The organism is Ensifer sp. B1-9 (assembly GCF_050474445.1).
GTDB lineage: Bacteria > Pseudomonadota > Alphaproteobacteria > Rhizobiales > Rhizobiaceae > Ensifer.
The window spans coordinates 122,204-135,117 of the sequence record NZ_JBCHVG010000002.1 but is presented as its reverse complement, the minus strand read 5'-3'; the positions used below and the strand labels follow the sequence as shown (position 1 = coordinate 135,117).

The 12,914-nt window shown below is 62.9% G+C and carries 18 protein-coding genes; 12 read left to right on the top strand and 6 right to left on the bottom strand.

All coding sequences use genetic code 11. The features are described 5' to 3' along the window. The first annotated feature begins 26 nt into the window (after positions 1–26). From ACQ5BM_RS03865 to ACQ5BM_RS03840, 6 genes are all read left to right on the top strand, one after another. Positions 27–494: a hypothetical protein gene (locus ACQ5BM_RS03865; RefSeq protein WP_429808026.1), complete on the top strand. Its 468-nt coding sequence runs from the start codon at positions 27–29 to the stop codon at positions 492–494. A 241-nt stretch (positions 495–735) separates the two neighbouring features. Beyond that, entirely contained in the window at positions 736–1,212 is a 477-nt protein-coding gene (locus tag ACQ5BM_RS03860) for an alpha/beta fold hydrolase (protein ID WP_429808024.1), read from the top strand. After that, positions 1,205–1,612: an alpha/beta fold hydrolase gene (locus ACQ5BM_RS03855; RefSeq protein ID WP_429808021.1), complete on the top strand. Its 408-nt coding sequence runs from the start codon at positions 1,205–1,207 to the stop codon at positions 1,610–1,612. Before ACQ5BM_RS03860 ends, ACQ5BM_RS03855 begins: the two co-directional genes overlap by 8 nt. 136 nt (positions 1,613–1,748) lie before the next feature. Beyond that, positions 1,749–2,162, top strand: a complete 414-nt coding sequence (locus tag ACQ5BM_RS03850; protein ID WP_429808019.1) for a MerR family transcriptional regulator — start codon at positions 1,749–1,751, stop codon at positions 2,160–2,162. 213 nt (positions 2,163–2,375) lie between these two features. After that, entirely contained in the window at positions 2,376–2,879 is a 504-nt protein-coding gene (locus ACQ5BM_RS03845; protein ID WP_057250477.1) for a GNAT family N-acetyltransferase, read from the top strand. A gap of 10 nt (positions 2,880–2,889) precedes the next feature. Beyond that, complete coding sequence (locus ACQ5BM_RS03840; RefSeq protein WP_429808015.1) at positions 2,890–3,477, top strand: DJ-1/PfpI family protein; 588 nt, start codon at positions 2,890–2,892, stop codon at positions 3,475–3,477. Between the two features lie 42 nt (positions 3,478–3,519). Here ACQ5BM_RS03840 and ACQ5BM_RS03835 read toward each other — a convergent pair whose 3' ends face one another. The 4 genes from ACQ5BM_RS03835 to ACQ5BM_RS03820 form a co-directional block, all read right to left on the bottom strand. Then, complete coding sequence (locus tag ACQ5BM_RS03835; RefSeq protein ID WP_429808011.1) at positions 3,520–4,194, bottom strand: nitroreductase family protein; 675 nt, start codon at positions 4,192–4,194, stop codon at positions 3,520–3,522. A gap of 58 nt (positions 4,195–4,252) precedes the next feature. Next, positions 4,253–5,167 (bottom strand): c-type cytochrome, encoded by a 915-nt coding sequence (locus ACQ5BM_RS03830; RefSeq protein WP_429808009.1) that lies wholly within the window; start codon positions 5,165–5,167, stop codon positions 4,253–4,255. A 163-nt stretch (positions 5,168–5,330) separates the two neighbouring features. Continuing rightward, positions 5,331–5,777 carry a c-type cytochrome gene (locus tag ACQ5BM_RS03825; protein ID WP_429808006.1) on the bottom strand — a complete coding sequence of 149 codons (447 nt, stop codon included), beginning with the start codon at positions 5,775–5,777 and terminating at the stop codon, positions 5,331–5,333. Between the two features lie 236 nt (positions 5,778–6,013). Continuing rightward, positions 6,014–6,646 (bottom strand): LysE family translocator, encoded by a 633-nt coding sequence (locus ACQ5BM_RS03820; RefSeq protein WP_429808003.1) that lies wholly within the window; start codon positions 6,644–6,646, stop codon positions 6,014–6,016. Positions 6,647–6,777: 131 nt separating this feature from the next. On the opposite strand from ACQ5BM_RS03820, the gene ACQ5BM_RS03815 reads away from it, so the two are divergent. After that, positions 6,778–7,470: a helix-turn-helix transcriptional regulator gene (locus tag ACQ5BM_RS03815; protein ID WP_429808000.1), complete on the top strand. Its 693-nt coding sequence runs from the start codon at positions 6,778–6,780 to the stop codon at positions 7,468–7,470. Between the two features lie 85 nt (positions 7,471–7,555). On the opposite strand, the gene ACQ5BM_RS03810 is transcribed toward ACQ5BM_RS03815, so the two are convergent. Next, positions 7,556–8,158, bottom strand: a complete 603-nt coding sequence (locus tag ACQ5BM_RS03810; RefSeq protein WP_173515913.1) for a superoxide dismutase — start codon at positions 8,156–8,158, stop codon at positions 7,556–7,558. 219 nt (positions 8,159–8,377) lie between these two features. Between ACQ5BM_RS03810 and ACQ5BM_RS03805 the strand changes: the two genes are divergently transcribed. The 3 genes from ACQ5BM_RS03805 (at position 8,378) to ACQ5BM_RS03795 (ending at position 10,144) form a co-directional block, all read left to right on the top strand. Continuing rightward, positions 8,378–8,716, top strand: a complete 339-nt coding sequence (locus ACQ5BM_RS03805) for a hypothetical protein (RefSeq protein ID WP_429807997.1) — start codon at positions 8,378–8,380, stop codon at positions 8,714–8,716. 111 nt (positions 8,717–8,827) lie between these two features. Then, a complete protein-coding gene (locus tag ACQ5BM_RS03800) occupies positions 8,828–9,415 on the top strand; it encodes a TetR/AcrR family transcriptional regulator (RefSeq protein ID WP_429807994.1) in 588 nt (195 codons plus the stop codon). A gap of 213 nt (positions 9,416–9,628) precedes the next feature. Beyond that, on the top strand, positions 9,629–10,144 hold the full coding sequence (locus tag ACQ5BM_RS03795) for a hypothetical protein (protein WP_429807991.1): 516 nt from the start codon (positions 9,629–9,631) through the stop codon (positions 10,142–10,144). Positions 10,145–10,243: 99 nt separating this feature from the next. On the opposite strand, the gene ACQ5BM_RS03790 is transcribed toward ACQ5BM_RS03795, so the two are convergent. Further along, a complete protein-coding gene (locus ACQ5BM_RS03790) occupies positions 10,244–11,125 on the bottom strand; it encodes a branched-chain amino acid aminotransferase (protein ID WP_429807988.1) in 882 nt (293 codons plus the stop codon). A gap of 152 nt (positions 11,126–11,277) precedes the next feature. Between ACQ5BM_RS03790 and ACQ5BM_RS03785 the strand changes: the two genes are divergently transcribed. Together ACQ5BM_RS03785 and ACQ5BM_RS03780 are read left to right on the top strand one after the other, a co-directional pair. Next, the gene (locus ACQ5BM_RS03785) at positions 11,278–11,811 is read left to right on the top strand and encodes an N-acetyltransferase family protein (protein WP_429807985.1); all 534 of its coding nucleotides are present in this window, start codon (positions 11,278–11,280) and stop codon (positions 11,809–11,811) included. After that, complete coding sequence (locus ACQ5BM_RS03780) at positions 11,808–12,848, top strand: zinc-dependent alcohol dehydrogenase family protein (RefSeq protein WP_429807983.1); 1,041 nt, start codon at positions 11,808–11,810, stop codon at positions 12,846–12,848. The genes ACQ5BM_RS03785 and ACQ5BM_RS03780 overlap by 4 nt, the downstream gene beginning before the upstream one ends. The last annotated feature ends 66 nt before the right edge of the window (positions 12,849–12,914 follow it).

Sequence of the window (12,914 nt, the reverse complement as noted above, 5' to 3'; positions counted from 1 at the left end):
CGGACGACAGATTCCGGGGGATTCCCATGAAGATCGACAACAGCATCTCAAGCTACTACTTCTCCCAGCGCCGCCAGCAGATGGGTACGGTTTCGCCGATCGAAGAGACCGGCGCCGATACGCGCCCGCGGCTTCCCCCGACAATCGCACCGCCGTCGACGTCGAACGCGCTCTCCAACGCCTTGTGGGCGACCGCAACCCGCGGCGAACCCGGCACGGCCTCGATCACGGACAAGGAAGGGGCCGCTCCCTCGGGCAATTCGGTCAGCGACGAGTTCCTGAAGCGGGCGAAGATGAGCCTGGAGGAGCAGATCCGCGCGCAAATCCTCGAATCGCTTGGTCTCAGCGAAGAAGACCTGAAGGCCATGGACGCCGACCAGCGCAAGGCGGTCGAGGACGAAATCCGCCAGGCGATCGAACGCGCGATGGGCGTCGAGAAGCAGCGTGACAACGCGGCTACCGACATCGCCGACGGCGGCAGTGACAACGCCTGACCGACTGCCGCAAGGTCTCGGACAGAACGCGTGCGACTTGTCCTGCCCTGACCAAAAATGGTATTCAGCGGTTCCCAGGAAAGGACCAAGACCCGTGCGCCTGATCCGTTAGCGACGCTCACCGACAGAAAATCACCGACGCCATGACCGCCTTTCGGCGGCTTCTGGCATGGCTTTTTCTGGCCGCGTAAACGCCTGACGTCGATATGACCGCTCACCGGCCACCGCTGGGATCATCTTCATGACAACCAAAGACGGATACGTTTCCGAATCCAGCCTTCGCGCCGGCCCCTTCGACCTTGGCTATACGATCGAGGGCAGCGGCATGCCGCTGCTCGTCATCGGCAGCGCCATCTACTATCCACGCACCTTCTCCAGGACGCTTCGCGAAAAGCTGCGGTTGATCTTCGTCGACCATCGCGGCTTTGCGCCGGCCCGGACCGAATACTCCGCTGGCGACATCGGCTTCGAGACGGTGCTCGCCGACATCGACCGGCTGCGCGCCCATCTCGGTCTCGAGCGTTTTGCGATCCTCGGCCACTCCGGTCACGGCTACATGGCGCTCGAATATGCCAAGCGGCAGGCGGAGCGCATCAGCCATGTCGTCATGGTCGGGACCGGACCGAGCCATTCGGCCCGCCACATGGCGCTCGCCGACCAGGTCTGGGAAGAGACCGCGTCGCCGGAGCGCAAGGCAATCTTCGCGGGAAATGGCTAAGCTCGGTGCCGACATCGCCGCACGGCCGGAGGAGCGGTTCAAATCGCTGCTGATCCGGCTTGGCGCGAAGAGTTGGCATCAGGCGGACTTCGACGCCGCACCCCTCTGGCGCGACGTCACCGTCAACAACGCGGTCTTCGATCATCTGTGGGGCGAGGTCTTTCGCGACATCGATATCCGCAAAGGGTTGAACGCACTGACGGCGCCTGTGCTGCTTGCGCTTGGCCGATCGGACTATCTCGTCGCCCCCGCCTCTACCTGGGACGAGTACCGGGAAAGCTTCGCGGACCTGACGGTGCGAACCTTCGAGAAGAGCGGGCATACGCCGCAACTGGAGGAAAGCGATCTCTTCGACGAGGTCTTGCTCTCGTTCCTCGGGAAGGAACCCGACCGCGGCTAAGCCAGGCCGGGATTGATGCAGAGGCGACAGCCTCCGCATTCGGAAGGGCGCAGGCGGGCCCTTCCCTCACCCCGCCATTGACACAAGGCTGCACGCAATTATCTATTGCTCCAGAAGCTATAGGTTTGAGGCGAACATGTATTCCATCGGCGATCTCTCGCGGCGCACCGGCGTGAAAATTCCGACCATTCGCTATTACGAGCAGATGGGGCTGATCGCGGCGCCCGAGCGTTCCGAAGGCAACCAGCGGCGCTACGAGAAAAGCGAACTCGAGCGACTGGCCTTCATCCGTCACGCACGCGATCTCGGTCTGTCTATCGATTCGATCCGGGATCTGCTCGCCCTCAGCCAGCATCCGGAACGCCCGTGCGGCGAAGCCGACCGGATTGCCAGCGAACATCTGGCGACCGTTCGCGAAAAGATCGCCCGGCTGAAGAAGCTGGAGCACGAACTGGAACGCATCGTCGCCTGCGACGGCAATCACACGGTGGGTGACTGCTATGTGATCCGGGCTTTGGCCGACCACTCCATGTGCGAGAGCGAGCACTGAGATCGCAGCGGATAATCGACTGCGCGAAAAATCCCCGTTGACAAAGTGGCGAAAACGAACAATCTAGCGCCCATGATCAAGAACGCACCCATTTGCCGCGTGTATTTTTGGCTGTTCCAATAGGAGCGGCCTGCTGATCATATTCAACAAGGCCGCCATCAGGCGGCTTTTGTTTTTCCGGCTCCTGATGGCGAGAGAACCCGAGGAGCCGACATGCTACAGACCGCCATCCCCACCCTTCATCCTGTCCCGTCGACGCGGCCGCCGATGGTCACGATCCGCTGCGCCAAGCAGCGCGACCTGCCGGAACTGCGCGAGATGATCGCCGAACTGGCCGCCCACCATGGCGATGCCGCGCCGATCACGCCGGAACAGCTCGAGCGCGACCTCTTCGGCCGCACGCCCTGGATCACCGCGCTCGTTGCCGAGGCTGGCAACCGGCTGATCGGCTACGCGATCCTGGTGCCGATCTACCGGGCCGCCGAGGGCGCACGCGGCATGGAACTGCATCACCTCTTCGTTCGCCCTGAAAGCCGCGGCACCGGCATCGGCCGTCACCTCGTTGCCAAGGCGCGCGAGCAGGCGAAGATGGCCGGCTGCGACTTCCTTTCGGTCAGCGCCGCCACCGGCAATTTCCAGGCGCATCATTTCTACGAATCCGAACGCTTCGTGCCTCGTCCGGTGACCGGCATGCGCTATATGCAGAAGCTTGGATGAGGACGGAACGATGCGCCTTGCAATCGTGCTCTGTGAAGGCTTCGCCGATTGGGAATGTGCGCTGTTGATGGCGGCGGCGCGCACCCATCTCGGCGTAGACATCGATGTTGCCACTGCCGACGGTGCCCGCGTGACGTCGATGGGTGGCCTCGACGTCTCGGCGCATCTGTCGATCGACTCGCTCGATCCTGCGGGTTTCGACGGGTTGGTGATCTGCGGCGGCTCGATCTGGGAGACCGGTGAGGCCCCTGATCTCTCAGCGACGATCCGCGCTTTCGACCGCGACAAGCGCGTGGTCGCGGCCATTTGCGGCGGCGTCAACGCGCTCGCCGCAAGCGGTCTTCTCAATAGCATCAACCACACCGGCAACAGCGCCGAAAGCCTTGCGGCGCTGCCCGGCTATCGCGGTGGGCCGCATTATCGCGATCAGTCGCAGGCGCTGCGCAGCGGCCATGTCGTCACCGCCGCAGGAACCGCACCGATCAGTTTTGCCGCCGAGATCCTGCGCGGCCTTGGTCTTGGCTCACCGGAACTCGACGACTTTCTGGCCCTTTACGGACATGAGCATCGGGTGAACGAAAGTGCCAGCGTCGGCTGAGAAGCGTGACTGGGGACACGGGTCGGAGGGGATGGACTGGCGCTAGAGCCAGTTCGCAATCTGGTCGAGCGGCTTCTTCACCTTGCCGGCGACCGGAACGGTCGCATCCGGGGCGGGATGACCGACAACCAGGATCAGGAACGGCTTTTCACTTTCCGGCCGGCCGCAGATCTCGTTGAGGAAATTCATCGGCGCTGGCGTGTGGGTGAGGGTCGCGAGCCCGGAATGGTGCAGCGCCGTGATCAGGATGCCCGTGGCGATGCCGACGCTCTCATTGATGTAGTAGTTCTTTTTCAGGTCCCCCGGATTGGGGCCGCCGCGCTTTTGCGAGAAGATGACGATCAGGTAGGGAGCGGTTTCAAGGAAAGGCTTGTCCTCGTCCGTGCCCAGCGGCGCCAGGGCGTCGAGCCATTCCTGCGGCGCTTTATCCCGATAGAAGATGCGCTCCTCCTCTTCCGCCGCGCGGCGCACCTCGGCCTTGATTGCGGCACTCTCGATGACGGTGAAATGCCAGGGCTGATGATTGGCGCCACTCGGCGCCGTGCCGGCCGCCTTCAGGCAGGTCTCGATCACCTCCCGCGGCACCGCGCGATCGCTGAAATAGCGTGTGGTGCGCCGACGGTTGATCTCCTCATAGAAGTCGGCGGCGCGTGTCGCCATCTGCTCGGGGCTGCGTTCGATCCATTGGTCATAGGGCACGGTTTCGTGTGGGCGCATTCAATCTCCTCCTCGACGGTTCACGGAGTTGAGCGCGCCTTGCAGCCAAGATCAAGCGTCAGAGCGCCGGAACCGCCTTGAGATAGGCGGCAATCGCCTCCCGGTCGGCCGGCGTCAGTTTCGCCATGTTCTTCTGCACCTCGACCATCGAGCCTCCGACGGAATCGAATTCCAGGGTGAAACCGGTTTCCAGATAGGAGGCGATGTCCGAGGCGCTCCAGCTACCAATGCTCTTGGAGCCGGGCGTGATGTCGGGGATTCGGCCCTTACCTTCCGGGTTCGGCGCACCCGCAAGCCACTGGTCAGGCTCGAAGCCGCCAAGCGCATTTCGGGGCGTGTGACATTCGCCGCAATGGCCCGGCCCCTCGACGAGATATTGGCCGCGCGTGAGCTTCGGATCGTTGCCGGCAACGCTGACACGCGGCTTGTCGGTGAGGAACAGCAGCTTCCAGGCACCGAGCGCCATCCGCATGTTGTAGGGGAACGGCAGTTCGTGCGGCGGCGCCACGTCGGCGCTCTTCGGCAGGCTCTTCATGTAACCCCAGAGGTCGTTGACGTCCTTCGCCGTCATGCGCGCATAGGAGCCATAGGGGAAGGACGGATAGAGATGCTCGCCATCGCGTCCCACACCGCGGGTCATCGCGTTGCCGAAATCGGCAAGCGTCCACCCGCCGATCCCGGCGGTCTCGTCAGGCGAGATGTTCGGTGCATGGAAGGTACCAAACGGGCTCTTCAGCGGTGCGCCGCCGGAGAGCACGAGGCGGGCGTCACCTTCGGCGCCTGGCTTGGCATGACAGCTCACGCAGCCGCCGGCCCAGAAGACCTGTTCGCCATTGGCGAGATCAGGCTCGCCGAGCCCCTCCCAATGAGAAGCACTCCACGGCGCCGGCTTCGTCAGCCACCAGAAGGCTGCCCCACCGACAACACCCAGCACCACAAGACCCGAAATCAGCTTTCTCGTGCGACGACCCATTGTCACCCCTCGTGCAGCAAATCAAAGTTCTACAGCGACCTTTGCGCGTCTGATGAGACGCGCGGCGCTGTAGCCGCAAGCGGACTGGCCCCAAATACACATCGAGGCACGCGGCTCGAAGTCGCGTGCCTCTCTTGTCAACATGATGCGGCGTCGCCGCCCATCAATTCTTCTTCAGGCGATAAGTCTCATGACAGCTGCCACAATCCTTGCCGATGCCGCCCAGGGCGGTACCGACGGCCGCCTGGTCAGCGGGAAGCTGTGCCAGAACCGTCGCAGCATCGGTGCCGAGCTTGGCGGCCTTGGCTTTGAAGTCGTCCATGTTTTCCCAAATCTTCGGGCTCGCCTCGGTCTCGTGGCCCGTCTCGGAACCGGCCGGGAAATGCTCGGGGAAGGTCTTCATCGTTTCGCTGATCGTCGTCAGCGACGCCTTGACGACCTCCGCGTCATAGGGCTTCTCGCCCTTGGCAATCCCGGCAAGTGCACCGGTTGCCGCCCCCACCTTCTTCATCGCCTGCTGGCGAACCACCTGCGGCTCGTCGGCTGCCGTCACGGCAGTAACACCCAGGCCCGCAAGAGCGGCAGCCAACATGAATGCGCGTATTTTCATCAGGATCTCCCGGTCAATCAAATCGGTTTGGCAAATCTGCCTGGCTGGCCTTCATGTCCAATGCGGCGGCATGATGTCATCTTGAGTATTCTGCGGAAGTAACATTTTTTTGATGTGCTTGTTACGACAACAGAATTTCGAATGGCCGCCTTGTTTTCCGGGCTTTCGACCGATCAATCGAATAAACATGACTTTTGTATTCATATTTATACTTCGGCCGTTACGCATGATGAACGTCAATTCGCCCAGCCCTGCCAGATGGTGAAGACCGCGACGAGAATGAGCACGGCGCCGGCGGCGCGACCGATCCACACTGTTGCGCCGGGGCTGCCCACCAGGAAATCGCGGCCGCGGCCGGCCGCGAGTGCCAGGCCGCCATATATCGTGAGCTGCGTCGTCGCGATCATTGCGGCCATGACCAGGGCCTGCGACCAGATTGGCCCAAACTGCGGTTTGAGGAACTGCGGATAGACCGCCAGCATGAAGAGATAGGCCTTCGGGTTCATCAGGCTCGTCAGCGCACCCTGCCGGAAGCTCGCCCAGCGGGAGAGCCTCCCCGAGCCTTCTATTCCGCCGATGGTGATCGAACTCCTGACGAGCGAAAGACCGATCCAGGCGATGTAGGCCGCCCCCACGACGAGCAGCATGTTGAAGAGTCCGGGCACGAGGTGGAGGATGACGCTGACACCGAGCGCCGCATAGAGCGTGTGCAGCACGCCGCCGGCCATGATACCGGCCGTCGCCGACAGGCCCGAGGCCCGCCCTCCCGTCAGCGAGTTGGCCAGAACGAAGACCATATCCATGCCCGGCACGATGATGATGCCGAAAAGCAAGGTGAAGAAGAGCCAGAGATTTTCCGTATAAGTCATGTCAGTTGTCCATCGCCCGATTTTTCATTTCTCTAGACGAATTGCTGTTTTTTCAACTCGTTGGCTGATGATATAAATCCGGGCAACTGACAAGGTATTGTCAGGAGCGTTGATGACTGGAGCGGTTTCCGATGCGCAAGGCGGCACGGCTTTTCGAGATCATCCAGATCCTGCGGATTGCGCGAAAACCGGTGACCGGGGCGGCGATGGCCGAGACGCTGGAGGTGACGGTGCGCTCGATCTACCGTGATATCGCAGCACTCCAGGCGATGCGGGTGCCGATCGAGGGCGGGCGCGGCATCGGCTATATCCTCAGACCCGGCTTCGACCTGCCGCCGCTGATGTTCTCGATCGAAGAAACGGAAGCGATTGCCGTGGCGCTGGCGCTGCTGTCGCGGACCGGCGACGAGGAACTGAAGGCGGCGGCCGTCAGCGTCAACCAGAAGATCACCGCCGCAGTGCCCGAGCCGCTGCGGCTCGCCTTCCGCTCCCAGGCGCTGCACGCCTGGGGAACGATTGCCCCCTCGCCCGCCGGCATCGATCTTGCCCTGGTGCGCCGGGCAATCCGCGACGAACAGAAGCTCGAACTCAACTATCGCGACGAGCTTGGCCGAGCGACGGAGAGAACGATCCAGCCGGTGGCGCTGATCTACTATTCCGAAACCGCCAACATCGTTGCCTGGTGTGAGTTGCGGAAGGCGATCCGCAATTTCCGGGCGGACCGCGTCGAACATTGCGAAGCGGCGGGCGCCTATTTCCCGGGCGAGGGAAACCGCCTTCGGGAACTGTGGATCAGCGGCTGGCGTACGCCGCCGGCAGCCTGACGCCGCACGCGACAGCAGGGCTCAGCAAACGAAAAGACCCGGCGCAAGCGCCGGGTCCAAACGTCATGCACTGAAGACGGGCGGCTTACTTGGCAGCCGCTTCGTACATTTCGAGCACGTAGTCCCAATTGATCAGGCTGTCGACGAAGGCTTCGAGGTACTTCGGACGGGCATTGCGGTAGTCGATGTAATAGGAGTGTTCCCAGACATCGACGCCGAGGATCGGCGAAGCACCGTGAACGAGCGGGTTTTCGCCGTTCGGGGTCTTGGAGATTTCAAGTTTGCCGTTCTTGACCGAGAGCCAGGCCCAGCCCGAGCCGAACTGGCCGGTGCCGGCGGCGATGAAATCGGCGCGGAACTTGTCGTAGCCGCCGAGATCGGACTTGATGGCCGCCTCGAGCTTGGCCGGCAGGCTGGTGCCGCCGCCGCCCTTCTTCATCCATTTCCAGAAGTGGATGTGGTTGTAGTGCTGGCCGGCATTGTTGAACAGCGGCTGGTTGGTGCCGTAGGACTTCTTGACGATTTCCTCGAGCGACAGGTCGGAGAGGCCGGCTTCTTCAGCGAGCTTGTTGCCGTTGGTCACGTAGGCAAGGTGGTGCTTGTCATGGTGATATTCGAGCGTCTCGCGCGACATGTAGGGCGCCAGCGCATCGTAGTCATAGGGAAGGTTCGGCAATTCGAAAGCCATGTGGGCATCTCCTCTTGGCATGGGATTTCGTGAGGGAAATCTGTGAGCGGGAACATAGGCACCAGCCCCCATGGAGGCAACCGATGCAATGCCATTTTTTCCTCAACCCACGGAATATACTTTCAACATCATTTTGAAAGCATGACACTTTCGAGCACAATCGCGCCACGGTTTGCGTGCAGCTTTGCAATGTCCACAACCATGCATAAGGACTACCCCATGCCATCGCGCCTGATCCACGCCCTCGCCCTTTCCGCTGCCGCGGCGCTGCTGGCGTCCAATGCCGCAGCCTCCTCCGGCGACGCATGGGAGGCCTTCCGGGCCGAGGTTTCGGAAAAATGCCTCGCCGCTGCCTCGTCGCTCGAAAAGGCAAGCGCGGTCGTCGATCCCTTCGGCTCGGAAAGCTTCGGCCTGGCGCTGGTGATCGGCACGCCCAAGGGATCCGACACGGCCGTGACCCGGATCTGCGTCTTCGACAAGCAAAAGAAGACGGTCGAAGTCGGCGGCGAACTGGCACCCGATACGGTGACCATCAAGGCACCGGAAAAGGCCAAGTAACGGGCGGCTGACACGCGACGATCACATCACGCTCTTCGCAGCCTGCCGTCCCTATGCTCGGGCACTCCTTATAGCTTGAGTTCCAACCAACCAGTTGGTAGAGCTTTCGCCATGGTGAGCGAGACCTACGAAAAGATTCTGGATGTCGCGGAACGCCTGATGGTGTCGAGGGGCTACAACGCATTCAGCTATGCCGACATTGCGCCCGAAGTGGGTGTCGGCAAGGCAACGATCCATCATCACTTCCCGACCAAGGCGGAGCTGGCGGCGGCGGTGCTTGCACGGTATCGCAAGAACAATCGCCGCCACGTCGAAGGGCTGCTGGCGGCCGTTGCCGATCCGGTGGCGCGGCTCGACGCCTATATCGGCTTTTGGGAGGACTGCATTCGCCGGCAGGACATGCCGTTCTGCATCGGCGCATTGCTCGCCTCCGAGATCCCGTCATTGCCGGAAACCGTCGTTCAGCAGGTGCGTGGCCATTTCGCCGATCTCGCCGGCTGGCTTCGCGCGGTGATCGAGGACGGCGTCGCCAAAGGCTTGCTTAGGGCTGAACATGGATCGGCAGTCGCGGCCGATTCCTTGATTGCCTCGGTCCACGGCGCGATGCTGGCCGCGCGCGTCGCCGGTTCCGATCCAAGCGTATTTTCCGTTATCGCCCGTCGCGCAATGGATGAGCTTCTGACCACCAAGCCACGCTGATGACAGCTTCGCCGGCGTTGTTGCGACGTGGCAAAGCCGCAACAATGAAGACACAGCCTCCACAAGGCTGTTCCCACGGTAACGCCAGATAGCCTGTAGCTGGCATAAGTTCAGTCTGAAGGACCCCGATGCGCCGGCGTAAAGCAAGCGCATCTCTTTTTTGCAGCGGATCCGACCAACTAGTCGGTCGATAACATAGGAAGAAGTAAGATCATGGCAAATCCCCTATCCACCCTCGGCATCGTACATACGGCAATCAGCCTGGCGCCCGTCGTCGCCGGGCTTTACGGCTTCGCCCGCTATGGCGCGATCGATCCTGCGACGCGCTCCGGCAAGATCTATCTCGCCACTCTCGTTCTCGCCGTGCTGACAACGGCGGGGCTGTCGAGCACTGGCGGCTTCAATGCAGGGCATGCGCTTGGCATCGTCACGCTCGTCGTGATCGCCGGAAGCCTTGCCGTTGCGCGCGTCGACGTCTTCGGCCGCCTCAAACCCTATCTCACGACGCTCGGCCTCTCCTTCACTTACTTCCTGCTGATTGTGCCGGCAGTCGCCGAAACGCTGAAACGTCTGCCGGCCTCGCAGCCGCTCGCAAGTGGGCCCGAATCGCCGATCGTGCAGACGACGTTGCTCGTCTGGCTGCTGATCTTCCTGTCGGGTATTTCAGTCCAGGCCTATCTGATCCATAAGCGCACCGCAGTCAGCGCGCGCGCTTCCCTCTCCCGCTGATGACGGGAAAGCAAGCGACCGGCGTTCGGCCGCGCACCCGAGTGTATACCGTCCGAGCGCGGCAGACCTCGCGCTCGGTGCCGGGACCTTCGGATTGTTTCAGACGTCGCGTGCCGCGTGCGCCCAATCCATGTAGAGATCGCGCGCCTTGGCGGCGACCGGGCCGGCCTGCAGGTCGCGGCTCTCGAGGCGCGTCACCGGCAGCACCTTGGAATAGTTGCCGGACGTGAAGATCTCGTCCGCCGCCTCGAAATCGGCCATGGTCAACGTCGCCTCGACCACTTCGAAACCGGCTTCCCGCAGCAGCGTCATGACGCGGAATCGGGTGATACCGGCGAGGAAGGTGCGGTTGGCGGCCGGCGTGAAGACGACGCCGTCCTTGACCAGGAAGACGTTGGAAGAGCCGGTCTCGGCGATGTTGCCGAGCATGTCGCGCACGAGCGCATTGTCGAAGCCGCGCGAACGGGCCTCGGTCAGGATGCGCGCATTGTTCGGGTAGAGGCAGCCGGCCTTGGCGTCGGTCGGCATCGATTCCAGCGTGGGCCGGCGGAAGGGCGAGAGCGTCAGCGACGAGCCGCCATGCCCGTTGCCCATCGGCGCCTCGAACAGGCAAAGCGCGAAACGGGTCGATTCCGGATCGATGGCGACGACGCCGGCGGCGCCGTGTTCGGCCCAGTACATCGGCTTGACGTAAAGGGCGGTCTTGCCATCGAATTTCTTGGCACCTTCCCAGGTCAGCGCCTCGATCTCTTCGGCTGCCATGGTCGGCTTCAGGCCAAGTGCGGTCGCCGAGCGATTGACGCGCTGGCAATGCAGGTCAAGGTCGGGCGCGACGCCGTCGAAGACGCGGGCGCCGTCGAACACCGTCGAACCCAGCCACATCGCGTGCGAGGTCGGGCCGATCAGCGGCGGGTTGCCCGAGAGCCATTCACCATCGACATAGGTCCAGGTCACTGAGCGGGGGGATGTATCGACGGCCATCGGCGTCTCCTTCACTTTCCTTGTTCCGTTCGTTCGGCATAGCCCAAAAAAGCAGCATCGGGGTGAATGGGTATATCAAAAAATGTCATGGCGGCCATTCTGGCACCGGAACGGCGTCTCGCTTAGTCTCTTGCGCAAAGGAAGGGAAAGCCATGCGCATCAAGCATCTTGAAGAGGAAGACGTGGACATCTTCCGCCGCATCAGGCTGGAGGCGCTCAACCGCGAGCCGCAGGCGTTCGCCTCGACAGCGGCCGACTGGGAGCGGCTTTCGACTGAGGAATGGCGGGCGCGGCTGACCGCCAACGCCGTATTCGTGGCCTTCGACGGCGATGAGCCGGTCGGCATCATGGGGCTGATGCGCGAGCGCGCGAGCCGGCTGGCGCATCGAGGCACGATCATCATGGTCTATGTGTGCGACGAGGCTCGCGGGTCCGGCGTGGCGCAGCAGCTGCTTGCGCAACTGACCGACCATGCGCGCGCGGCAGGCATCCGGCTCCTAGAGCTCGTCGTGCGTGCCGACAATCCGACGGCAATCCGCTTCTATGAGCGCGCGGGTTTCTACAAGATCGGGCACGTCCCCGGCGGCATGCTCGACGGCGACCGGGAGGTCGACGAATTTCTGATGGTGCGCCACATCGATGGTCGCGCCCCACCCATTGAGACATTGCAAGGAGTGCCCCGATGAAAGCCATGTATTACGACGCGTTCGAGAAGACGCCGGAAATCCGGACGCTTCCCGATCCGACTCCGACGGAAAATGGCGTGGTCATCAAGGTCGAGGCGACAGGGCTTTGTCGGTCCGACTGGCACGGGTGGATGGGCCATGACGCCGATATCCGGCTGCCGCACGTGCCGGGGCACGAGCTGGCGGGCGTGGTCACCGCTGCCGGGCGCGGCGTGATGCGCTACAAGGTCGGCGACCGGGTCACCGTGCCCTTCGTTTCCGGCTGCGGCCGCTGCGGCGAGTGCCGCTCGGGCAACCAGCAGGTTTGCGAGGCGCAGTTCCAGCCGGGCTTCACGCATTGGGGATCCTTTGCCGAATATGTCGCGCTCGACTTTGCCGACCAGAACCTCGTGCACCTGCCCGAAAGCATGGACTTCACCACGGCCGCGAGCCTCGGCTGCCGCTTCGCCACCTCGTTCCGTGCCGTCGCCGACCAGGCCAAGGTCAAGGGTGGCGAATGGGTGGCGGTGCATGGCTGCGGCGGTGTCGGTCTTTCGGCGATCATGATCGCGGCCGCCCTCGGCGCCCAGCCGATCGCGATCGACATCGCCGAGGACAAGCTCGCCTTCGCCAGAAAAATCGGCGCGGTCGCGACGATCAACGGCCGCGAGGTCGAGGACGTCGCGGCGGCCGTCAAGGACATCACCGGCGGCGGCGCGCACGTCTCCATCGACGCCCTCGGCAATCCCGTGACCTGCTTCAACTCGATCAAGAACCTGCGCCGACGCGGGCGCCACGTCCAGGTCGGCCTGATGCTCGGCGACCAGGCGACGCCGCAGATCCCGATGGCCCAGGTGATCGGCCACGAGCTCGAGATCTACGGCAGCCATGGCATGCAGGCCTGGCGCTACGACGCCATGCTGGCGATGATCGCCGACGGCAAGCTGAAGCCGCAACAACTGATCGGCCGGGAGATCTCGCTCGCCGAGGCGATCCCTGCGCTGACCGGCATGGATCGTGCAACCGACCTCGGCATCAGCGTCATCACGCGGTTTTGAACCGGACATGGACAGCCGGATCGGAGCGGCCGACGCAAGAACGCCGAACGCACCCATTTCGACTCA